Source organism: Pseudomonas fragariae (ex Marin et al. 2024), from assembly GCF_059621105.1.
Map to the genome: position 1 here is coordinate 1,643,876 of NZ_CM184369.1, position 23,354 is coordinate 1,667,229.

Consider the following 23,354-nt stretch of genomic DNA (forward strand, 5'->3'; position numbering starts at 1 on the left):
GAGTCGATTCGTATGGCCGAGTATTCATATGCTGATCCGCAAATCGTTGCCCGGCTCTGAGTTGACGCTCAGTTGCTTGACGATCGCATCCTGCAACTGGCGGCACAGTTGTGGATCGGACAGCGGGTGATTGTTGGCGTCGGTGATGAAGAACACGTCTTCCACGCGCTCGCCCAGCGTTGCAATCTTGGCGTTCTGCAGGGACAGGTCGAACTCCAGGAAGATCTTGCCGATGCGCGCCAGCAGGCCTGGACGGTCCGGTGCCAGCAACTCGAGTACCGTCACCGGACGCTGGGCGTCGTTATGAATGGTGACTTGCGGTGCGAAGGCAAAGTGCTTGAGCTGACGTGGCACGCGGCGCTTGATGATTGTCGGGTAATCATCCGGGTTGCGCAGGGCTTCGGTCAGGCCTTCGCGGATGTCCTGAATGCGCTCCGGGTTGTTGCCGATCGAACCGCCCTCATGGTCGAGGACGATGTAGGTGTCGAGTGTGAATTTGCTGCTGGAAGTGATAATGCGTGCGTCGTGAATGTTCAGGTTCAGCTGGTCCATCGCCGCCACGGTAACCGCGAAGAAGTCATGCTGATCCGGGGCGTAAATGAAGATCTGCGTGCCGCCCTCGAATTCACGCTGCGTGGTTTCCTTGATCAGCACCAGCGGACCGCCGTCGGCTGGTTGCTGCAGAATCGCATCGCTATGCCAGGCCACGTCGCCGGCGGTGTGGCGCAGGAAGTAATCATCGCCCAGTGCTGACCAGAGTTGCTCGACGTCATCAGGATCGGTGCCGTTGCGTACCAGAATATCCAGTGCGGCAGTCTGTGTGCGGCGAATCTGTTCTTCGCGGTCGACCGGGTTTTCCAGGCCGCGGCGCAAGGCCCGCTTGGTCTCGGTGTACAGCTGACGCAACAGGCTGGCGCGCCATGAGTTCCAGAGCGTCGGATTGGTCGCGTTGATGTCGGCGACGGTCAGCACATACAGATAATCCAGATGCACTTCGTCGCCCACGAACTGGGCAAAGTCGTGGATGACCTGCGGATCGGAAAGGTCCTTGCGCTGGGCGGTGGTCGACATCACCAGGTGGTTGCTCACCAGCCAGACAATAAGCCGGGTGTCCCAGGCAGGCAGATGATGGCGCGCACCGAACGCCTGCGCATCGATGGCGCCCAGCTCCGAGTGATCACCGCCACGACCCTTGCCGATGTCGTGATAAAGCCCGGCCAGGTAGATCAGCTCCGGCTTGGGCAGGCGGCCCATGATCTTGCTGGCCAGCGGAAATTTCTCGGACACTTCGGTGTATTGCAGCTTGCGCAGGTGCTTGATCAGATTCAGCGTGTGCGCATCGACGGTATAGATGTGAAACAGGTCATGCTGCATCTGACCGACGATATGGCCGAACTCCGGCAGGTACAGGCCGAGAATGCCGTAGCGGTTCATCCGCCGCAGGTTGCGATGAATGCCTATTTCGCACTTGAACAACTCGATGAACAGGCTGGTGTTGCGAATATCGTTGCGGAACTCGTCGTTGATCAGGTGCCGATGTTCACGCAGCAAGCGAATGGTGTCGGCACGTACACCCTTTATTTCCGGATGCTGGGCCATGAGCACGAAGATTTCGATCATGGCAAACGGGGTGCGCTTGAAGACGTTCGGGTGGGTGGCTTCTATATAGCCATCGTGCAGCTGAAAGCGTGAATTGATCGGCTGTGGTGTGCCGCTGTCGTCGGAAAGAATCACTTCTTCGAAATGCTGGATGATCAGATCGCTGAGTTCGGCGATGCTCATGACCACCCGGTAGTACTTCTGCATGAAGCGCTCTATGGCCAGCTTGGCATCATTGTCTTCATAGCCCAGCAACCCGGCGATGCGTACCTGATAATCGAACAGAAGCCGGTCTTCGGAGCGTCCGGCCAGCATGTGCAGCGCGTAACGCACTTTCCACAAAAACTCCTGGGAGGAGGCGAGCAGAGCGTTTTCGCTGCCCAGCAGGAAGCCTTCGCCTGCCAGTGCATGCAGGTTCAGCGTGCCGTACTGGCGCCGCGCGACCCAGAGGATGGTCTGAATATCGCGCAGGCCACCCGGAGAGCCCTTGACGTTGGGTTCCAGGTTGTATTCGGTGTCGTTGTACTTGTGGTGGCGTTTTTTCTGTTCCGCGTGTTTGGCGAGGAAAAACTCCTTGCTCGGCCACATATGCTCGGTGCTGGTGACCTCCAGCATGCGCTGGCGCAGGTGTTCGGGGCCGGCGATGGTGCGACTTTCCATCAGATTGGTGATCACGGTCAGGTCGGCGCGGCCTTCCTGTGCGCACTCGTTGACCGAGCGTACGCTTTGTCCGACTTCCAGGCCGATGTCCCATAGCAGGGTCAGAAACCGCTCGATGGGCTCGCGGAAAACTTCGTGGTCATCGCTGTCCAGCAGGATCAGCAGATCGATGTCCGAGTAAGGATGCAGCTCGCCGCGCCCGTAGCCACCCACTGCCAGAAGCGCGATATCGGCGTCTTCACTCCATTCGAACTGATCCCAGGCCTTTTGCAGGATGTTATCGACAAACCATGCCCGGTCCTCGATCAGTCGTCGAATGTCACGGCCCGACCTGAAGCGCTCATCAAGGACGTCTCTCGCTCGGCGGATGGCCTTCTTGAACGCAGCGATGGGGCTGGCTTTCAAGGCCAGTTCGGCCTGGAACTGGCCTCGATCGAACAAGTCTGGATCTACTTGCGGCATTGAGCAGTATTCCTCGTGTCGGGCTGTGCAAGTGACGGGCGGGCGTTCAGCCAGGCATGATCGGGTCAGGGAGCCTTTTGGGCAATGGTGTCATCGCTGCGCAAGGTGAAGATTTCGTAACCGTCAGCGGTCACCAGCAGCGTGTGCTCCCATTGCGCCGAGAGCTTGCGGTCCTTGGTGATCGCCGTCCAGCCATCGCCGAGAATCTTGGTTTCAGGGCGACCCTGGTTGATCATCGGTTCGATGGTGAAGGTCATGCCTTCCTGCAACTCGATACCGGTTCCGGCCTCGCCAAAGTGCATCACCTGCGGCTCTTCATGAAACACCTTGCCGATGCCATGGCCGCAGAACTCACGAACCACGGAGAAGCCGTTCTTTTCAGCGTGTTTCTGGATGACGGCACCGATGTCACCCAGGCGAGTGCCGGGTTTGACGATTTCGATGGCCTTGTACAGGCACTCCTGAGTTACCTTCGACAGGCGCTCGGCCCATACCGGAACGGTGCCGACATGGAACATCCTGCTGGTGTCGCCATGGTAGCCGTCCTTGATGACGGTAACGTCGATGTTCAGCGAGTCACCGTCCTTCAGCTTCTTGTCGCTCGGGATACCGTGGCAGACCACCTGGTTGATCGAGGTGCAGATCGATTTGGGAAAGCCCTTGTAGTTCAGCGGGGCCGGGATCGCCTTCTGTTCGTTGACAATATAGTCATGGCAAAGGCGGTCCAGCTCTTCGGTGGTCACACCGGGCTTGACGTACGGCGCTATCATTTCCAGAACATCGGCGGCCAGGCGACCGGCGATGCGCATCTTCTCGATGTCTTCCGGGGTTTTGAGGGTGATGGTCATACGAATTCTCTCGGCGTGGCAGGCACGCGGTGGGTGCGCAAAGGCGCAATTCTATCAGACCACCGGTGCCGGGTAATCATCGCTTCCTTCTATAGGCCGTCCATGCAACTGCAAAGTCACCGCAAAACAAGCACTTGATGGGAGTTCCGTTCTCTTCCCTTTTATGATATAAAATGCGCCGCTTTCCAAGGTCCGTCCTTGAAGCACAAACCCACACACGTGTCGACACGATGACCTGGGTGCCCTTGGCAGATGCCATTGGTTGGTCATTGGGATACGTGGAGGCCTAACCCGACTTATCAAGGAACTATTTATGTCCCAAGTCAATATGCGCGATATGCTGAAGGCTGGTTGCCACTTCGGTCACCAGACCCGTTACTGGAATCCGAAAATGGGTAAATACATTTTCGGCGCGCGTAACAAGATTCACATCATCAACCTTGAAAAAACCCTGCCTATGTTCAACGAAGCGCTGACTTTCGTTGAGCGCCTGGCTTCGGGCAAAAACAAGATTCTGTTCGTCGGCACCAAGCGTTCCGCTGGCAAGATCGTTGCTGAAGAAGCAGCACGTTGCGGTTCGCCGTACGTCGACCATCGCTGGTTGGGCGGCATGCTGACCAACTTCAAGACCATCCGTCAGTCGATCAAGCGTCTGCGCGAGCTGGAAGTACAGGCTGAAGACGGTACTTTCGCCAAGCTGACCAAGAAAGAAGCCCTGATGCGTACCCGTGATCTGGAAAAACTGGATCGCAGCCTGGGTGGTATCAAGGACATGGGCGGTCTGCCGGACGCTCTGTTCGTTATCGACGTTGATCACGAGCGCATCGCGATCACCGAAGCCAACAAGCTGGGCATCCCGGTTATCGGCGTCGTCGATACCAACAGCAGCCCGGAAGGCGTTGACTACATCATCCCTGGCAACGATGACGCAATCCGCGCCATCCAGCTGTACATGGGTTCGATGGCTGATGCTGTTATCCGTGGTCGTAACAATGTTGCTGGCGGCACCGACGTCTTCGTCGAAGAAGCTCCAGCTGCAGCTGCTGTAGAAGGCTGAGTACAAACGCCTGGCGTTTACTCAGTACGCGAAAAGGGGGCTTAGCCCCCTTTTTGCCACCTAGGAAATGATTTGTCGGTCTGTAGCCATGACCTCGCTGTCATGTGTTGCTGCCACCCTGATTTTTCAAGAATTGCACGCCCGGCCTGTCGGGTGGAATGGTTGAAGACCTATCCAAGAGGATTTTGAAATGGCAGAGATTACTGCAGCGTTGGTCAAAGAACTGCGCGAGCGTACCGGCGAAGGCATGATGGATTGCAAAAAGGCCTTGACCAAGGCTGGCGGCGACATCGAAAAAGCAATCGACGACATGCGTGCTTCCGGCGCCATCAAGGCCGCCAAGAAAGCAGGCAACGTGGCTGCTGAAGGCGCTATCGCTATCAAGGACGACGGCAAGGCTGCTGTCATCATCGAAGTCAACTCGCAGACCGACTTCCTGGCCCTGCAGGACGACTTCAAGGCTTTCGTTGCTGCAAGCGTCGAAAAAGCCTTCGCTGACAAGCTGACTGATGTCGCTCCGTTGATCGAAGCTCAGGAAGCTGCACGTCTGGTACTGGTCGGCAAGGTTGGCGAAAACGTCAACATCCGTCGCTTGAAGCGTATCGAAGGTGACGTCGTAGGTACTTACCTGCACGGCAACAAGATCGGCGTGGTTGTTACCCTTAAAGGTGGCGACGTCGAGCTGGCCAAGGATATCGCCATGCACGTCGCGGCAAGCAACCCAGAGTTCCTGTTCCCTTCGGAAGTTTCTGCCGAAGCGATCGAGCGCGAGAAGAATGTCTTCCTGCAACTGAACGAAGACAAGATCAAAGGCAAGCCAGCTGAAATCGTTGAAAAAATGGTTGGCGGTCGTATCACCAAGTTCCTGGCAGAAGCCAGCCTGGTTGAGCAAGCCTTCGTCAAGAACCCGGAAGTCAAGGTCGGTGATCTGGCCAAGAAAGCCGGCGCTGAAATCGTTTCCTTCACCTACTTCAAAGTAGGCGACGGCATCGAGAAGCCAGTTGATAACTTCGCTGACGAAGTGGCTGCTCAACTGGCTGCCGCCAAGCAGTAAGACGGTTTTTCAACTGTCGCCCCAAAGAGGCTGCCCGCTCACGCGTGCGGCCTCTTTGTCGAAAGGGAAAAGGAAATTTTCCTTGGAGATTGTGCTCACAAGGCTGCATTCTCCCGACGCGCGCAAAGCGTCAAGCTAAAGTAAGCGCAGGCTTGAAATAGCCCGCACAGATTTTTTTCAGAAAACGCCGCAGGAGAGATTCGCAATGGCTCAGCAGGGCAGTGGTTATCAGGCTCGCTATAAACGCATTCTACTCAAGCTTAGCGGTGAGGCCCTCATGGGCTCGGAAGAGTTCGGCATCGACCCGAAGGTGCTGGATCGCATGGCGCTGGAAGTCGGCCAGCTGGTCGGTATCGGCGTTCAGGTCGGTCTGGTGATTGGCGGCGGCAACCTGTTCCGTGGCGCGGCCTTGAGTGCTGCGGGCATGGATCGGGTGACAGGCGATCACATGGGCATGCTGGCCACTGTGATGAACGCCCTGGCAATGCGCGATGCGCTGGAGCGCGCTAATATCACTGCCATCGTGATGTCGGCCATTTCCATGGTGGGTGTGACCGATCATTATGATCGCCGTAAGGCCATGCGCCATCTCAGCGCCAAGGAAGTGGTGATTTTTGCCGCCGGCACCGGTAATCCGTTCTTTACCACCGATTCGGCTGCCTGCCTGCGCGCGATCGAGATCGACGCCGATGTAGTGCTCAAGGCCACCAAGGTGGATGGTGTGTACACCGCAGATCCGTTCAAGGACCCGAATGCCGAGAAGTTCGATCATCTGACCTACGATGAAGTGCTGGATCGCAAGCTGGGTGTGATGGATCTGACCGCAATCTGCCTGTGTCGCGATCACAAGATGCCATTGCGCGTCTTCAACATGAACAAGCCGGGTGCCCTTCTGAATATCGTCCATGGTGGCGCTGAAGGGACCCTGATCGAGGAAGCACAATAATGATCAACGAAATCAAGAAAGATGCTCAGACCCGTATGCAGAAGAGTCTGGAGTCGCTGACCCATGCCTTCACCCGTATCCGTACCGGCAAGGCGCATCCGAGCATCCTGGGTGGTGTGATGGTTCCTTACTACGGCGCCGATACCCCGCTGAGCCAGGTGGCCAACGTGACCGTCAAGGACTCGCGTACCCTTCAGGTCGTGGCGTTCGAGCGCAACATGCTCGCTGCTGTCGACAAGGCCATCCAGAGCTCCGGTCTGGGCTTCAATCCGACCAACCTGGGTGAGTTGCTGCTGATCTCCATGCCGGCGCTGACCGAAGAAACCCGTAAGGGCTTCACCAAGCAGGCGCGCGATGCTGCAGAAGATGCCCGTGTGGCCGTCCGTAACATCCGCCGTGACGCCTTGAGCCAGTTGAAAGACCTGGTCAAGGAGAAGGAAATCAGCGAAGACGAAGAGCGTCGTGCGGCTGACGACGTACAGAAGCTGACTGACAAGTTCGTGGCGGAAATCGAAGTTGCGGTCAAGCAGAAAGAAGCCGATCTGATGGCTGTTTAAGGTTTCGGACGCTTTCATGGAAAAGATAAAACCGGCCGTGCCGTCTTCGGTGCCGCGCCATGTTGCGATTATCATGGATGGTAATAATCGCTGGGCCAAGAAGCGCCTGCTGCCAGGCGTTGCAGGCCATAAGGCCGGCGTCGATGCCGTGCGGGCCGTTATCGAGGTCTGCGCCGAAGCGCGGGTCGAAGTGCTGACACTGTTCGCGTTCTCCAGTGAAAACTGGCAGCGCCCGGCCGAAGAGGTGGGTGCGTTGATGGAGCTGTTTTTTACGGCGCTGCGCCGTGAAACCAAGCGCCTGAACGAAAACGAGATCAGCCTGCGAATTATCGGCGACCGCTCACGCTTTCATCCTGAGCTTCAGGCTGCCATGCGCGAGGCGGAAGTGCGCACCTCCGGCAACAGCCGTTTCGTGCTGCAGATCGCTGCCAACTACGGTGGGCAGTGGGACATCGCGCAGGCTGCCCAGCGGCTGGCGCGTGAGGTTCAGGCCGGGCACTTGCAGCCGGAGGACATTACTCCTCAGTTGTTGCAGACCTGCCTGGCCACCGGCGACCTGCCGTTGCCGGATCTGTGCATCCGCACCGGCGGCGAACACCGCATCAGCAATTTTCTGCTTTGGCAGCTGGCCTACGCCGAGCTGTACTTCTCCGACCTGTTCTGGCCGGACTTCAAACACGATGCCATGCGCGCCGCGCTGGCAGATTTCGCTTCTCGCCAACGTCGCTTCGGTAAAACCAGCGAACAGGTAGAAGCTGGAGCCCGGGCTTAATGCTGAAACAACGGATCATCACGGCACTCATTCTGTTGCCGATCGCCTTGTGCGGGTTTTTCCTGCTGACCGGCATGTACTTCGCCCTGTTCATCGGGGTCGTCGTCGTTCTGGGTGCCTGGGAATGGGCGCGGCTCGCAGGTTTTGCCGCGCAGTCGATGCGTATCGGCTATGCGGCTGTGGTCGCTGTTCTGCTTTTCCTCATGTACCTGCTGCCAGGGCTGGAGCCCTGGGTGCTGGTTGCTGCCGTCATCTGGTGGGGTGTGGCGACCTTTCTGGTCCTTACCTATCCGGACTCCAGCAGTCACTGGGCAAGTGCAGCGTGCAAGCTGGTCATCGGCCTTCTGATTCTGCTGCCTGCATGGCAGGGTCTGGTCCTGATCAAGCAGTGGCCACTGGGTAACTGGTTGATTCTGTCGGTGATGGTGCTGGTCTGGGCCGCCGACATCGGCGCTTATTTCTCCGGCAAGGCTTTTGGCAAGCGCAAGCTGGCGCCCAAGGTGAGCCCGGGCAAGAGCTGGGAGGGCGTATATGGAGGTCTGGTGGTCAGTCTGGGCATCACCGCAGCAGTAGGTTTTTCCCGCGACTGGACGGTTGCGCAGTTCATCGCGGCGCTCTTTGGTGCGGCGGTGATCGTATTCATCTCGGTGATTGGCGACCTGACCGAAAGCATGTTCAAGCGCCAGTCCGGGGTCAAGGACAGCAGCAATCTGCTGCCTGGACACGGCGGGGTACTGGACCGCATCGACAGCCTGACGGCGGCCATTCCGGTATTTGCCGTTCTGCTCTGGGCCGCTGACTGGGGTGTCATGTGAGTGCTCCGCAACAAATCACCATTCTGGGCGCAACCGGTTCCATAGGGCTGAGCACTCTGGACGTGGTTGCCCGTCATCCAGCGCTTTATCAAGTGTTCGCGCTCACAGGCTTCAGTCGTCTGGATGAATTGCTGGCCTTGTGCATCAGGCACACACCGCAGTACGCCGTAGTGCCGGATCAGGTGGTCGCTCGCAAATTGCAGGACGACCTGGCAGCGGCCGGGCTCGATACCCGGGTGCTGGTCGGCGAGGGCGGTCTGTGCGAAGTGGCCGCAGACCCTCGGGTCGATGCAGTCATGGCCGCTATTGTCGGGGCTGCCGGCTTGCGCCCGACGCTGGCTGCGGTACAGGCGGGCAAGAAGGTATTGCTGGCCAACAAGGAAGCGCTGGTCATGTCCGGCGCCCTGTTCATGCAGGCTGTTCGGCAAAATGGCGCTGTGCTGTTGCCCATAGACAGCGAGCACAATGCGATCTTCCAGTGCCTGCCCGGCGATTTCGCTCGCGGGCTGGGTGCCGTTGGCGTCCGGCGGATCATGTTGACTGCCTCGGGCGGGCCGTTTCGCGAAACGCCGCTGGAGCAGTTGCACAATGTCACGCCGGAGCAGGCCTGTGCCCATCCGGTCTGGTCGATGGGGCGCAAGATCTCCGTCGATTCGGCAACCATGATGAACAAGGGGCTTGAGCTCATCGAAGCCTGCTGGCTGTTCGATGCGCGGCCGGATCAGGTCGAGGTGGTCATTCACCCGCAAAGCGTGATCCACTCGCTGGTCGATTATGTCGATGGCTCGGTGCTGGCTCAATTGGGCAATCCCGACATGCGTACGCCCATCGCCAATGCATTGGCATGGCCTGCGCGTGTAGACTCTGGCGTTGCGCCACTCGACCTGTTTCGTATCGGCCAGCTTGATTTTCAGGCGCCGGACGAGGAGCGATTCCCCTGTCTGCGGCTGGCCCGACAGGCGGCAGAGGCTGGAGGCAGTGCACCTGCCATGCTCAACGCGGCCAATGAAGTGGCCGTCGCGGCATTCCTCGATGGGCGTATCCGCTACCTGGAAATCGCCGGTATTATCGAAGAGGTTCTGGATCATGAGCCTGTCACCGCGGTCGAAGGGCTCGAAGCGGTGTTCGCCGCCGATGCAAAGGCGCGTTTGCTGGCGGGCCAATGGCTTGAAAGACACGGGCGATAGTGATCTGACAACCCGTCAGGATGTGAGTGAAAGGGTTGATGTGGCGCGTCAACGGCGGGCCTGGAGGCCTGCAATGATTAACACACTGGCCGACCAGTCGGTACCCGGAGAAGGCTGATGAGCGCTTTATACATGATTCTCGGCACCCTGATTGCTCTGGGTGTGCTGGTGACCTTCCACGAATTCGGCCACTTCTGGGTGGCGCGCCGCTGTGGCGTCAAGGTGCTGCGTTTCTCGGTAGGCTTCGGCACGCCTCTGCTGCGCTGGCATGATCGGCAGGGCACCGAGTACGTCGTCGCTGCCATTCCTCTGGGCGGCTATGTGAAGATGCTCGACGAGCGCGAAGGCAATGTTCCGCCCGAACTCGCTGACCAGTCGTTCAACCGCAAGACAGTAGGGCAGCGCATCGCGATCGTGATTGCCGGCCCGACTGCCAATTTCATCCTGGCTATCGCATTTTTCTGGGTGCTGGCGATGATGGGCAGCGAGCAGGTGCGCCCCGTTATCGGCGCAGTCGAGTCCGGAAGCATCGCCCAGCAGGCTGGCCTGACGGCCGGACAGGAAATCGTCGCTGTCGATGGCGAGCCTACTTCGGGTTGGGCCGGGGTCAATCTGCAACTGGTCCGCCGTCTGGGTGAAAGCGGTACCATCGCGTTGAAAGTCAGGGACCAGGGTTCTACGGTCGACACGTCTCGTCAGTTGGTACTGAGTGACTGGCTGAGAGGCGCAGAAGAGCCTGATCCGATCAAGTCGCTGGGTATTCGCCCTTGGCGTCCGGCGCTGTTGCCGGTGCTGGCGGAAATCGATCCGAAAGGTCCGGCGCAGAGCGCAGGGCTCAAAACGGGTGATCGTCTCGTTGCGATGGACGGTCAGCCGCTCGATGAGTGGCAACAGGTTGTCGATCGGGTGCGCGAGCGTCCCGAAGCGAAGATTTCGCTGCGCATCGAGCGCGACGGGGTGCAAATGGACGTGCCGGTGACCCTCGCGGCCAAGGGCGAGGGCAAGGCTGCCGCGGGTTACCTGGGGGCTGGTGTGAAAGCTGTCGATTGGCCACCGGAAATGCTGCGCGAGGTCAGCTACGGGCCTTTCGCGGCGATGGCCGAGGGTGTGAAGCGCACCTGGAACATGAGTGTGCTGACCCTGGACTCGCTGAAGAAAATGTTGTTCGGCGAGCTCTCGGTAAAAAACTTGAGTGGACCGATAACCATTGCTAAAGTGGCGGGCGCTTCGGCCCAGTCGGGCATCGGAGATTTTCTGAACTTCCTCGCTTATCTGAGTATTAGCCTGGGTGTTCTGAATCTGCTGCCCATTCCCGTCCTGGACGGGGGGCATTTGCTGTTTTATCTGATCGAGTGGGCGCGTGGTCGTCCCCTTTCGGAAAAGGTTCAAGGTTGGGGGGCGCAGATCGGTATCAGTCTGGTAGTGGGCGTAATGTTGCTCGCGCTGGTCAACGATCTGGGCCGACTGTAAAGCGTTGCCGAGTTGCGAATCTGCCGCATTTTGCGGCAGTTTGTTTATTGCCAGTTGGAATAAGAAAGGACTTCATGAAACGTCTGCTGCTAACTGCGGTTCTTTCCGCACTGATGATCGCTGAAGTTCACGCCGAGTCCTTCACCATCTCCGATATCCGTGTCAACGGCCTGCAGCGGGTTTCCGCCGGCAGTGTCTTTGGCGCACTGCCGCTGAACGTAGGCGAGCAGGCGGACGATGGTCGTTTGGTCGATGCTACCCGTTCGCTGTTTAAAACCGGTTTCTTTCAAGATATCCAGCTGGGTCGCGACGGCAACGTGCTCGTCATCAACGTCGTCGAGCGCCCTTCGGTTGCGAGTATCGAAATCGAGGGTAACAAGGCCATTTCCACCGAGGACCTGATGAAGGGGCTGAAACAGTCCGGTCTGGCCGAAGGTGAGATTTTCCAGCGTGCCACCCTCGAAGGCGTGCGTAACGAGCTGCAACGTCAATACGTTGCCCAGGGCCGTTACTCTGCCGAGGTTGACGCCGAGGTTGTTCCTCAGCCGCGCAACCGCGTAGGCCTGAAGATCAACATCAATGAAGGCACCGTAGCCTCCATTCAGCACATCAACGTGGTGGGTAACAAGGTCTTCTCCGACGAAGACCTGACCGACCTGTTCGAGCTCAAGACCAGCAACTGGCTGTCGTTCTTCAAGAATGACGACAAGTACGCCCGTGAAAAGCTGTCGGGTGACCTTGAGCGCCTGCGTTCGTACTACCTCGATCGCGGCTATATCAACATGGATATCGCCTCGACCCAGGTGTCGATCACGCCCGACAAGAAGAACGTGTACATCACCGTCAACATCAATGAAGGCGAGAAGTACAGCGTCAAGTCGGTCAAGCTCAGCGGTGACCTGAAGGTCCCTGAAGATCAGGTCAAATCCCTGTTGCTGGTGCAGCCGGGCCAGGTGTTCTCGCGCAAGGTCATGACCACGACGTCCGAACTGATCACCCGCCGTCTGGGTAACGAAGGCTATACCTTCGCCAACGTCAACGGCGTGCCGACACCGAACAACGAAGACCACACGGTCGATATCACCTTCGTCGTCGACCCGGGCAAGCGTGCCTACGTCAACCGTATCAACTACCGCGGCAACACCAAGTCGGAAGACGAAGTGCTGCGTCGCGAAATGCGCCAGATGGAAGGCGGCTGGGCATCGACCTACCTGATCGACCAGTCGAAAACCCGTCTGGACCGTCTGGGCTTCTTCAAGGAAGTCAACGTCGAAACGCCACCTGTTCCTGGCACCGACGATCAGGTCGATGTGAACTACGCCGTTGAAGAGCAGGCGTCCGGTTCGATCACCGCCAGTGTCGGCTTTGCGCAAAGTGCCGGTCTGATCCTTGGTGGTTCGATCAGCCAGAACAACTTCCTGGGTACCGGTAACAAGGTCAGCATCGGCCTGACCCGCAGCGAATACCAGAGCCGTTACAACTTCAGCTACGTCGATCCGTACTACACGCCGGACGGTGTCAGCCTGGGTTACAGCGCGTTCTACCGCACCACCAACTACGATGACCTTGACGTTGATGTTGCAAGCTATGCGGTTGACAGCCTGGGTGCCGGTATCAACCTTGGCTACCCGATCAGCGAGACCTCGCGCCTGACCTACGGTCTGACCGTGCAGCAGGACGAGATCAAGACCGGCAAGTACACCGTTGACGAGATTTTCGACTTCGTCGAGAAGGAAGGCGACAAGTACCTGAACTTCAAGGGCTCGGTTGGCTGGTCTGAATCGACTCTGAACAAGGGTGTTCTGGCGACCCGTGGTCACTCGCAAAGCCTGGTGTTCGAATCCACCTTGCCGGGTAGCGACCTGTCGTTCTTCAAGCTGGATTACCGTGCCCAGTACTTCCACCCGATCACTGATAACTACACTCTGCGCCTGCACACCGAGCTGGGTTATGGCGACGGCTATGGTTCGACCTCGGGTCTGCCGTTCTACGAGAACTACTACGCCGGTGGCTTCAACTCGGTACGTGGCTTCAAGGACAGCACCCTTGGTCCGCGCAGTACGCCAAGTAATGGCTCCAAGCCGGGCACATTGGCGGACCCGGATCAGGATCCACTGCCGTTCGGCGGTAACGCTCTGGTTCAGGGTGGCGTAGAAGTCATGTTCCCGCTGCCATTCGTCAAGGATCAGCGCTCCTTGCGGACGTCTGTTTTCTGGGACGTGGGTAATGTCTTCGATACCAAGTGCGACTCGACCAGAACAAGCGCGTCAGGCAAGAAAGTCGAATGCAACGACATCGACCTTTCCGGCATGGCCAGCTCGGTGGGTATCGGCGTCACCTGGATCACTGCGCTCGGTCCTTTGAGCTTTGCTCTGGCGATGCCGATCAAGAAGCCGGATGACGAAGCAGAAACTCAGGTCTTCCAATTCTCCCTGGGTCAGACCTTCTAAGCGTCTGGTCTTTGATAACGCAACGAATTTTGTAGGAGTTGTATTGTGCGTAAGTTGACTCAACTGGTAATGCTGGCCACCGTACTGGTCGCCAGCCCTGCATTTGCCGACATGAAAATTGCGGTACTGAACTATCAGATGGCCCTGCTGGAATCGGACGCTGCCAAGCGTTACGCAGTGGACGCCGAGAAGAAGTTCGGCCCGCAACTGACCAAGCTGAAAAGCCTGGAAAGCAGCGCCAAGGGTATTCAGGATCGTCTGGTCAGCGGTGGCGACAAGATGGCTCAGCCTGAGCGCGAGCGTCTGGAGCTTGAGTTCAAGCAAAAGGCCCGTGATTTCCAGTTCCAGTCCAAGGAACTGAACGAAGCCAAGGCCGTTGCTGACCGCGAAATGCTCAAGCAGTTGAAGCCGAAGCTGGATCAGGCTGTAGAAGAAGTCATCAAGAAAGGTGGTTTCGACCTGGTCTTCGAGCGCGGTGCGGTGATCGACGTCAAGCCACAGTATGACGTGACTCGCCAGGTCATCGAGCGCATGAACCAGCTGAAGTAACCATGAGCATAACCATCAAGCTCGGCCAGTTGGCCGAGTTCCTTGGTGCCACGTTACGTGGCGACAAGGATATCGAAATCACCGGGCTGGCCACTTTGCAAGAGGCCGGCCCTGGTCAAGTCAGTTTCCTGGCAAATCCCAAGTACCGTAAATTGCTGGTCGATACCCAGGCCACTGCCGTGCTGCTCAAACCTGCAGACGCCGACGGTTACGCCGGTAATGCGCTGGTGGTTCCTGATACTTATCTGGCCTACGCACGCATTTCGCATTTTTTCGATCCCAAGCCTAAAAGTAGCGCAGGCGTTCATCCGACGGCAGTGATTGCCGCAGATGCACTGATTGATCCTGCTGCCAGCATTGGCGCTTTTGCTGTGATCGAGAGCGGTGTGCGCATTGCAGCAGGTGTCACCATCGGTGCTCACTGCTTCATCGGCGCTCGCTGCGAGATCGGTGAAGGCGGCTGGCTGGCCCCGCGGGTAACGCTTTACCACGATGTGCGCATTGGCAAGCGCGTGGTCATCCAGTCGGGTGCTGTGCTGGGTGGCGAAGGCTTTGGCTTTGCCCAGGATAAAGGTATCTACCACAAGGTTGCACAGATCGGTGGCGTCACCCTCGGTGATGACGTCGAGGTTGGCGTCAATACGGCGATCGATCGCGGTGCACTGGCTGACACGCGCATCGGCAATGGCGTGAAACTGGATAACCAGATTCAGATTGCTCACAACGTTCAGATTGGCGACCACACGGCGATGGCTGCGTGTGTCGGCATTTCCGGAAGCACCAAAATCGGCAAGCATTGCATGCTGGCTGGAGGTGTCGGTCTGGTGGGGCATATCGAGATTTGCGATGGCGTTTTCATCACCGGCATGACGATGGTGACGCATTCCATCACCGAGCCGGGTTCGTACTCGTCCGGTACGGCCATGCAGCCGGCCGCCGAGTGGCGCAAGAGTGCAGCTCGTCTGCGCAAGATCGATGATATGGCGCGACGTCTGCAAAAGCTTGAAAAGGCCATAGAGACGGTGACCTGCGCTGATAATCGCTCATCTGATGGCTGATACCTTTTTAATATCAAGCGTGCTCAGTCGATAAACTGCCTCCTTGATGTAGAGGGGTGCTGCGCAGTCGCGACGCACTCCTAATCTTTACTACAGGCTTCCCCTCGAAATGATGGACATCAAAGAAATTCGCGAATACCTGCCTCATCGTTACCCGTTCCTGCTGGTGGATCGCGTGACCGAGCTGGATATCGAGAACAAGAACATTCGCGCCTACAAGAATGTCAGCGTCAATGAGCCTTTTTTCAACGGTCACTTCCCTGAGCATCCCATCATGCCGGGCGTGCTGATCATCGAAGCGATGGCGCAGGCTGCAGGTATCCTCGCGTTCAAGATGCTCGACTCCAAGCCGTCGGACGGCACGCTCTATTATTTCGTCGGTTCGGACAAACTGCGTTTTCGTCAGCCGGTTCTGCCGGGCGACCAACTGGTTCTCGAGGCGAAATTCCTGAGCAGCAAGCGTCAGATCTGGAAGTTCGAATGCAAGGCTACCGTTGATGGCAAGGCAGTCTGCTCTGCCGAAATCATCTGTGCGGAACGCAAACTATGAGTTTGATTGACCCTCGCGCAATCATCGATCCGACGGCCGTTCTGGCCGACAATGTTGAGGTCGGCCCCTGGTCGATCATCGGACCCGGTGTGGAAATTGGCGAGGGTACAGTCGTCGGTCCTCACGTTGTCCTCAAGGGGCCAACCAGAATCGGCAAGCACAACCGCATCTACCAGTTTTCATCGGTGGGTGAGGACACGCCTGATCTGAAATACAAGGGCGAGGAAACCCGTCTTGTCATTGGTGATCACAACGTGATCCGCGAAGGCGTGACCATTCACCGCGGGACCGTCCAGGACCGTGCCGAAACCACGCTGGGCGATCACAACCTGATCATGGCCTATGCCCATATCGGGCATGACAGCGTGATCGGCAACCACGTGATTCTGGTCAACAATACTGCCCTGGCAGGCCACGTTCACGTGGATGACTGGGCGATCCTGTCCGGCTTTACCCTGGTCCATCAGTTCTGCCACATCGGTGCGCACAGCTTCTCCGGCATGGGCACTGCGATCGGCAAGGATGTACCTGCGTTCGTCACAGTCTTTGGCAACCCGGCCGAGGCGCGCAGCATGAACTTCGAGGGCATGCGCCGTCGGGGTTTCTCCGAAGAAGCCATTCATGCGCTGCGCAGAGCCTACAAGACGGTTTATCGTCAGGGTCTGACCATCGGCCAGGCGCTGGCCGATCTGGCAGAGCCTGCGGCGCAGTTTCCTGAAGTGGCCGTATTTCTTCAGTCCATTCAGACGTCGACCCGCGGCATCATTCGCTAACCATGACCAGTCCACTCTGTATCGCTCTGGTCGCGGGTGAAGCATCCGGCGATATCCTCGGATCCGGTCTGATGCGTGCCCTCAAGGTGCGCCATCCCGACATCCGCTTCATTGGTGTCGGCGGTCCGTTGATGGAAGCCGAAGGCATGCAGTCCTCCTTCCCGATGGAGCGCCTGTCGGTGATGGGGCTGGTTGAAGTGCTCGGGCGACTGCGCGAGCTGCTGGCCCGGCGCAAGCTGTTGGTCCAGACCCTGATCAATGAAAAGCCGGACGTCTTCATCGGCATTGACGCGCCTGACTTCACGCTCAATATCGAACTTCAGCTACGTCGCGCCGGGATCAAGACTGTGCACTACGTCAGCCCGTCGGTCTGGGCCTGGCGTCAGAAGCGTGTGCTGAAGATTCGTGAAGGCTGTGACCTGATGCTGACCCTGTTGCCATTCGAAGCGCGTTTCTACGAAGAGCAGGGCGTACCGGTGCGTTTTGTCGGTCATCCGCTGGCAGACACAATTCCTCTGGAGTCCGATCGTGCAGGTGCTCGCGCAGGCCTGGGATTGGCGCAGGAGACGCCGGTTGTCGCGCTGATGCCGGGCAGCCGGGGCGGTGAAGTGGGGCGTCTGGGCGGGTTGTTTTTCGACACGGCCGAGCGGCTGCTTGCCCGGCGCCCAGAGCTGCGCTTCGTACTGCCCTGCGCCAGCCCGCAGCGACGGGCTCAGGTGGAGCAATTGCTGCAGGGGCGTGATCTGCCCGTCACGCTGCTCGACGGCCAGTCGCATGTTGCTCTGGCCGCGTGCGATGCGGTACTGATCGCCTCCGGCACCGCGACCCTGGAGGCGCTGCTTTACAAGCGCCCCATGGTAGTTGCCTATCGCCTGGCGCCGCTGACCTTCTGGATACTCAAGCGAATGGTCAAAAGCCCTTACGTGTCGCTGCCGAACCTGCTGGCCCAGCGTCTGCTGGTGCCTGAGCTGCTGCAGGACGACGCTACGCCAGAAGCCCTGGCGCGTACGCTGCTGCCATTGATCGACGACGGTCGCGAGCAGACCGCCGGTTTTGATGCCATTCACCGGATCCTGCGCCGCGATGCGTCCAATCAGGCCGCCGATGCGGTATTGAGCCTGCTCGGACGGTCGCCTTCACTGTGAGGTCGCCCATGATGCAAACAGGTCTGGATTTTACCCTCGTCGAGGACCTGGTGGCGGGTGTTGATGAAGTGGGTCGCGGCCCGCTGTGCGGTGCCGTGGTAACCGCCGCCGTCATTCTCGACCCGACCAGGCCCATTCTCGGTCTCAATGATTCGAAGAAACTGACCGAAGCCAGGCGCGAAAAGCTCTACGTCGAAATTCAGGAGAAAGCCCTGTGCTGGTTCATCGCCAGGGCTGAAGTCGAAGAGATCGACCAGCTGAATATCCTCCACGCCACGATGCTGGCCATGCAGCGCGCCGTCGAAGGGTTGAGTATCACGCCCAGACTGGCGCTTATCGACGGCAACCGCTGCCCGCAGTTGTCGGTGCCCTCGGCGCCGGTGGTAAAGGGTGACTCCAAGGTACCTGCCATCGCTGCCGCCTCGATTCTTGCCAAGGTGAGTCGGGATCGGGAAATGGCAGCGTTCGAACTCATCTACCCGGGTTATGGCATCGGTGGGCACAAGGGTTATCCTACCCCGGTGCATCTGGAAGCACTGGCCCGGCTCGGGCCGACGCCCATTCATCGGCGTTCCTTCGCTCCGGTGCGTGCAGCCCATGAAGCGCGCGCAACGATAATGATGGGTGGCTCGATTTCGCCTTCAGTCGGGTTGCTGCAGGACTGACGTTTCACTCCGGGCCAGCTACAATCCTGCCCTTCGTTTTTTGTATTTTCGCGTTTTATAGGATCATCATGCCGGCTTCTTTCGTTCATCTACGCCTGCACACCGAATATTCGCTGGTTGACGGTCTGGTTCGGGTCAAACCGTTGATCAAGGCGCTGACCGGCATGAACATGCCCGCCGTGGCGGTGACCGACCAGAACAACATGTGCTCGCTGGTCAAGTTCTACAAGGCCGCCCAGGGCTCCGGCATCAAGCCGATCTGCGGTGTCGACCTGTGGCTGGCGGGCAGGGACGAAGATGCCGCGCTCAGCCGCATCAGCCTGCTGGCGATGAATGCCCAGGGCTACCGCAACCTGACCGAGCTGATTTCCCGAGGCTTTATCGAAGGCCAGCGCAACGGTCAGATCGTCATTCAGCGCCAGTGGGTCGCGCAGGCCAGTGAAGGTGTGATTGCGCTTTCTGCGGCCAAGGAAGGCGAGATCGGCATGGCCTTGCTCGGCGGCAATCCGGGGGAGGCTGACGAACTGCTGCGCGAGTGGCTGGAAGTCTTTCCTGACCGCTTCTATATCGAAGTGCAGCGCACCAACCGCGCCAATGACGAAGAACATCTGCACGCTGCTGTGGCCCTGGCCGAGCGTCACGGTGCACCGCTGGTGGCGACCAACGATGTGCGCTTCATCAAACAGGCCGATTTCGAAGCTCACGAAACCCGTGTGTGCATCGGTGAAGGGCGTGCGCTGGACGACCCGCGTCGCTCGCACAACTACAGCGATCAGCAATACCTGAAAAGTCCGGAAGAAATGGCCGAACTGTTCAGCGATCTGCCGGAGGCGCTGGAAAACACCGTCGAGATTGCCAAGCGCTGCAACATCGACGTCAAGCTGGGCACGCACTTCTTGCCCAACTTCCCGATTCCCGATGGCATGACCATCGATGAGTATTTCCGTAAGGTCTCCTTCGACGGCCTCGAAGAGCGTCTTGCAGTCCTGTTGCCCAAGGACACGACCGAAGATTACGAAGCCAAGCGTCAGGTGTATGTCGACCGGCTGAATTTCGAGCTGGATATCATTATCCAGATGGGCTTTCCCGGTTACTTCCTGATCGTGATGGACTTCATCCAGTGGGCCAAGAGCAACGGCGTACCGGTGGGGCCGGGTCGTGGTTCGGGTGCCGGGTCGCTGGTTGCCTATGTGCAGAAGATCACCGACCTCGACCCGCTGGAATATGACCTGCTGTTCGAACGCTTCCTGAACCCGGAACGGGTTTCCATGCCCGACTTCGACGTCGACTTCTGCATGGATGGTCGTGACCGGGTGATCGAATATGTGGCCGAGAAGTACGGTCGCAACGCGGTCAGCCAGATCATCACCTTCGGTTCCATGGCCGCCAAGGCGGTGGTGCGTGACGTGGCGCGGGTGCAGGGCAAGTCTTACGGGCTGGCTGATCGTCTGTCGAAGATGATCCCGTTCGAGGTCGGCATGACCCTCGAAAAAGCCTACGAGCAGGAAGAGATTCTTCGCGATTTCCTCAAGGTCGATGAGGAAGCTGCAGAAATCTGGGAGATGGCGCTCAAGCTCGAAGGCATTGTGCGTAACGTCGGCAAGCACGCCGGCGGTGTGGTTATTGCCCCGACCAAGCTGACCGACTTCTCGCCGATCTATTGCGACGAGGCCGGTGACGGTCTGGTGACCCAGTTCGACAAGGACGATGTCGAGGCTGCGGGGCTGGTGAAGTTCGACTTCCTCGGTCTGCGTACCCTGACCATCATCGACTGGGCACTCAAGACCATCAACCGCGACCGCGCCAAGGTCAACGAAGAACCGCTGGACATCGCGTTCATTCCGCTCGATGACATGCCGACCTATCAGTTGCTGCAGCGCGCCGAGACCACGGCAGTGTTCCAGCTCGAGTCGCGCGGCATGAAAGAGCTGATCAAAAAGCTCAAGCCCGACTGTCTGGAAGACCTGATCGCACTGGTGGCACTGTTCCGTCCCGGCCCTTTGCAATCGGGCATGGTCGACGACTTCATCAACCGTAAACACGGTCGCGCCGAGCTGTCCTATCCGCACGTCGATTACCAGTACGAAGGCCTCAAGCCGGTACTGGCACCGACCTACGGCATCATCCTGTATCAGGAACAGGTGATGCAGATCGCCCAGGTCATGGCCGGTTACACCCTTGGCGGTGCGGACATGCTGCGTCGTGCCATGGGTAAGAAAAAGCCCGAGGAAATGGCCAAGCAGCGCGGTGGTTTCATCGATGGCTGCAAGACCAATAACATCGACCCGGACCTGGCCGGTAACATCTTCGACCTGGTGGAAAAGTTCGCCGGTTACGGTTTCAACAAGTCCCACTCTGCGGCCTACGGGCTGGTGTCGTACCAGACTGCCTGGCTGAAGACTCACTACCCGGCGCCGTTCATGGCGGCGGTATTGTCGGCGGATATGCACAACACCGACAAGGTCGTGACCTTGATCGAAGAAGTGCGCACGATGAAGCTGCGCCTCGATGCGCCGGACGTGAACACCTCGGAGTTCAAGTTCACGGTAAGCGACGATGGCCGCATTCTTTATGGCCTCGGTGCGATCAAGGGGGTAGGCGAGGGGCCGGTCGAGGCGATTACCGACGCGCGCCAGAACGGGCCGTTCAAGGACCTTTTCGATTTCTGCGCCCGCGTCGACCTCAAGCGGGTCAACAAGCGAACCCTGGATGGGCTGATTCGCAGCGGTGCGCTGGATCGCCTCGGGCCGTACTTCGAACTGGAGCCCAAGGCCTATCAGGCCAATATCGACCGTAACCGTTCGGTGCTGCTTGCCGCACTGGAAGAAGCCATTCAGGCAGCAGAGCAGACGGCGCGCAGTCGCGACAGTGGTCACTCGGACCTGTTCGGCGGCCTGTTCGTCGAAGCGGATGCCGATGTCTACGCCAACCATCGCAAGACCCGCGAGCTGAGCCTCAAGGATCGTCTGCGTGGCGAGAAGGAAACCCTGGGGCTGTACCTGACCGGGCATCCGATCGATGAATATGAAGGCGAGATCCGCCGGTTCGCCCGGCAACGGATCATCGATCTCAAGCCGGCAAGAGACACTCAGACGGTGGCAGGTCTGATCATTGCCCTGCGCGTCATGAAGAACAAGAAGGGCGACAAGATGGGGTTCATTACCCTGGACGATCGCTCGGCGCGCATCGAGGCGTCGCTGTTTGCCGAAGCGTTCCATTCGGCTCAGTCACTGTTGCAGACCGATGCTATGGTGGTGGTCGAGGGCGAAGTCAGTAATGATGACTTCTCCGGCGGGCTGCGCCTGCGCGCCAAGCGTGTCATGAGTATCGAGGATGCCCGCACCAATCTGGCCGAGAGCCTGCGTGTGACGGTGCGTGCCGAAGCGCTCAAGGGCGACCGGCTGCGCTGGCTGGGCGATCTGTGCAAGCGCCATCGCGGTGCCTGTCCGATCACGGTGGACTACACGGGGCAGGACGCCCGTGCATTGCTGCAATTGGGAGAAGCATGGCGGATTGATCCTGCGGACAGCTTGATTCAAGCTCTGCGTGACCAGTTCGGACGTGAGAACGTCTTTCTCCAGTATCGTTGAACGCCGCAGGCTCGACTTGCGCTCAACCCTGAATTTTAATTTCGACCTGAACGCGCCGGTTCCGAACAGGAACGGCGCAGACGGATCAACCGGCCGGCCTCTTGGCCGTCGACCCAAGACGGATGCCTATGAACCCGAATTTTCTTGATTTCGAACAGCCTATCGCTGACTTGCAGGCCAAAATCGAAGAACTGCGCTTGGTGGGTAACGACAACTCGCTGAACATCGGCGACGAGATCTCCCGGCTGCAAGACAAGAGCAAGACGCTCACCGAAAGCATCTTCGGCAACCTGACCAGCTGGCAGATCGCGCGCATGGCGCGCCATCCGCGTCGTCCCTACACGCTGGACTACATCGAAAACATCTTTACCGAATTCGATGAGCTGCACGGTGATCGTCATTTCTCCGATGATGCGGCGATCGTCGGCGGTATTGCCCGTCTGGACAACCAGCCAGTCATGGTCATCGGTCATCAGAAAGGTCGTGAAGTGCGCGAGAAGGTTCGTCGCAACTTCGGTATGCCGCGCCCCGAAGGCTATCGCAAGGCCTGCCGTCTGATGGAGATGGCCGAGCGCTTCAAGATGCCGATCCTGACCTTTATCGACACGCCGGGCGCCTATCCGGGTATCGACGCGGAAGAGCGCAACCAGAGCGAGGCCATTGCCTGGAACCTGCGCGTGATGGCCCGTCTCAAGACGCCGATCATCGCTACCGTCATCGGTGAAGGCGGTTCCGGTGGTGCGCTGGCAATTGGTGTCTGTGACCAGTTGAACATGCTGCAGTATTCGACCTACGCGGTGATCTCTCCGGAAGGCTGCGCATCGATTCTGTGGAAGACCGCCGAGAAGGCCCCGGATGCTGCCGAAGCCATGGGCATCACTGCTGATCGCCTGAAAGGCCTGGGTATCGTCGACAAGGTCATCGCCGAACCTCTGGGTGGCGCGCATCGTGACCCGGTAGCCGCCGCTGCCTTGATTCGTGAAGAGCTGAGCAGTCAGCTGGCGATGCTCAAGGAGTTCGATAACGACGAACTGCTGGCCCGCCGTTATGACCGCTTGATGAGCTACGGTCTGTAAGCTGCATCGCCCCGATTGTTTCCACGTCTTGCGGGCTTCTGCCCGAAGGGCGTGGGAGCGAACCTGTTCGC

Annotated in this window: 19 protein-coding genes; 17 read left to right on the forward strand and 2 right to left on the reverse strand. The window is 58.6% G+C overall.

Annotation, left to right across the window (positions count from 1 at the left end):
- Positions 1–24: 24 nt before the first annotated feature.
- Positions 25–2,721 carry a [protein-PII] uridylyltransferase gene (locus AC54XV_RS07435; RefSeq protein WP_004406260.1) on the reverse strand — a complete coding sequence of 899 codons (2,697 nt, stop codon included), beginning with the start codon at positions 2,719–2,721 and terminating at the stop codon, positions 25–27.
- 65 nt (positions 2,722–2,786) lie between these two features.
- The gene (gene map / locus AC54XV_RS07440; protein ID WP_011266973.1) at positions 2,787–3,569 is read right to left on the reverse strand and encodes a type I methionyl aminopeptidase; all 783 of its coding nucleotides are present in this window, start codon (positions 3,567–3,569) and stop codon (positions 2,787–2,789) included.
- Between the two features lie 313 nt (positions 3,570–3,882).
- Here map and rpsB point away from each other — a divergent pair, with 313 nt between their 5' ends.
- From rpsB to accA, 17 genes are all read left to right on the forward strand, one after another.
- Entirely contained in the window at positions 3,883–4,626 is a 744-nt protein-coding gene (gene rpsB / locus AC54XV_RS07445) for a 30S ribosomal protein S2 (protein ID WP_003314293.1), read from the forward strand.
- A 190-nt stretch (positions 4,627–4,816) separates the two neighbouring features.
- Positions 4,817–5,680 carry a translation elongation factor Ts gene (gene tsf, locus AC54XV_RS07450; protein ID WP_003415531.1) on the forward strand — a complete coding sequence of 288 codons (864 nt, stop codon included), beginning with the start codon at positions 4,817–4,819 and terminating at the stop codon, positions 5,678–5,680.
- Between the two features lie 205 nt (positions 5,681–5,885).
- Entirely contained in the window at positions 5,886–6,626 is a 741-nt protein-coding gene (gene pyrH, locus AC54XV_RS07455; protein WP_003339591.1) for a UMP kinase, read from the forward strand.
- Positions 6,626–7,183: a ribosome recycling factor gene (gene frr / locus AC54XV_RS07460; protein ID WP_004657953.1), complete on the forward strand. Its 558-nt coding sequence runs from the start codon at positions 6,626–6,628 to the stop codon at positions 7,181–7,183. The genes pyrH and frr overlap by 1 nt, the downstream gene beginning before the upstream one ends.
- A gap of 16 nt (positions 7,184–7,199) precedes the next feature.
- Positions 7,200–7,955 carry a polyprenyl diphosphate synthase gene (gene uppS, locus AC54XV_RS07465; RefSeq protein WP_003314296.1) on the forward strand — a complete coding sequence of 252 codons (756 nt, stop codon included), beginning with the start codon at positions 7,200–7,202 and terminating at the stop codon, positions 7,953–7,955.
- Positions 7,955–8,770 carry a phosphatidate cytidylyltransferase gene (locus AC54XV_RS07470; RefSeq protein WP_003415535.1) on the forward strand — a complete coding sequence of 272 codons (816 nt, stop codon included), beginning with the start codon at positions 7,955–7,957 and terminating at the stop codon, positions 8,768–8,770. Before uppS ends, AC54XV_RS07470 begins: the two co-directional genes overlap by 1 nt.
- Complete coding sequence (ispC, locus tag AC54XV_RS07475; RefSeq protein ID WP_032656425.1) at positions 8,767–9,957, forward strand: 1-deoxy-D-xylulose-5-phosphate reductoisomerase; 1,191 nt, start codon at positions 8,767–8,769, stop codon at positions 9,955–9,957. The genes AC54XV_RS07470 and ispC overlap by 4 nt, the downstream gene beginning before the upstream one ends.
- Positions 9,958–10,074: 117 nt before the next feature.
- Positions 10,075–11,427, forward strand: a complete 1,353-nt coding sequence (gene rseP, locus AC54XV_RS07480) for a sigma E protease regulator RseP (protein WP_004406254.1) — start codon at positions 10,075–10,077, stop codon at positions 11,425–11,427.
- Between the two features lie 74 nt (positions 11,428–11,501).
- The gene (gene bamA, locus AC54XV_RS07485; RefSeq protein ID WP_011266976.1) at positions 11,502–13,877 is read left to right on the forward strand and encodes an outer membrane protein assembly factor BamA; all 2,376 of its coding nucleotides are present in this window, start codon (positions 11,502–11,504) and stop codon (positions 13,875–13,877) included.
- Positions 13,878–13,922: 45 nt separating this feature from the next.
- Positions 13,923–14,426, forward strand: a complete 504-nt coding sequence (locus tag AC54XV_RS07490; RefSeq protein ID WP_003314303.1) for an OmpH/Skp family outer membrane protein — start codon at positions 13,923–13,925, stop codon at positions 14,424–14,426.
- 2 nt (positions 14,427–14,428) lie between these two features.
- A complete protein-coding gene (gene lpxD / locus AC54XV_RS07495; RefSeq protein WP_011266978.1) occupies positions 14,429–15,484 on the forward strand; it encodes a UDP-3-O-(3-hydroxymyristoyl)glucosamine N-acyltransferase in 1,056 nt (351 codons plus the stop codon).
- A 109-nt stretch (positions 15,485–15,593) separates the two neighbouring features.
- On the forward strand, positions 15,594–16,034 hold the full coding sequence (gene fabZ, locus AC54XV_RS07500; protein WP_002554719.1) for a 3-hydroxyacyl-ACP dehydratase FabZ: 441 nt from the start codon (positions 15,594–15,596) through the stop codon (positions 16,032–16,034).
- Positions 16,031–16,807 carry an acyl-ACP--UDP-N-acetylglucosamine O-acyltransferase gene (gene lpxA / locus AC54XV_RS07505; RefSeq protein WP_003314305.1) on the forward strand — a complete coding sequence of 259 codons (777 nt, stop codon included), beginning with the start codon at positions 16,031–16,033 and terminating at the stop codon, positions 16,805–16,807. Before fabZ ends, lpxA begins: the two co-directional genes overlap by 4 nt.
- A gap of 2 nt (positions 16,808–16,809) precedes the next feature.
- Positions 16,810–17,952 carry a lipid-A-disaccharide synthase gene (gene lpxB / locus AC54XV_RS07510; protein WP_024651769.1) on the forward strand — a complete coding sequence of 381 codons (1,143 nt, stop codon included), beginning with the start codon at positions 16,810–16,812 and terminating at the stop codon, positions 17,950–17,952.
- An 11-nt stretch (positions 17,953–17,963) separates the two neighbouring features.
- Complete coding sequence (gene rnhB, locus AC54XV_RS07515) at positions 17,964–18,617, forward strand: ribonuclease HII (RefSeq protein WP_024639907.1); 654 nt, start codon at positions 17,964–17,966, stop codon at positions 18,615–18,617.
- A gap of 68 nt (positions 18,618–18,685) precedes the next feature.
- The gene (gene dnaE, locus AC54XV_RS07520; RefSeq protein WP_011266980.1) at positions 18,686–22,207 is read left to right on the forward strand and encodes a DNA polymerase III subunit alpha; all 3,522 of its coding nucleotides are present in this window, start codon (positions 18,686–18,688) and stop codon (positions 22,205–22,207) included.
- A 128-nt stretch (positions 22,208–22,335) separates the two neighbouring features.
- Positions 22,336–23,283 carry an acetyl-CoA carboxylase carboxyl transferase subunit alpha gene (accA, locus tag AC54XV_RS07525; RefSeq protein WP_003364825.1) on the forward strand — a complete coding sequence of 316 codons (948 nt, stop codon included), beginning with the start codon at positions 22,336–22,338 and terminating at the stop codon, positions 23,281–23,283.
- The last annotated feature ends 71 nt before the right edge of the window (positions 23,284–23,354 follow it).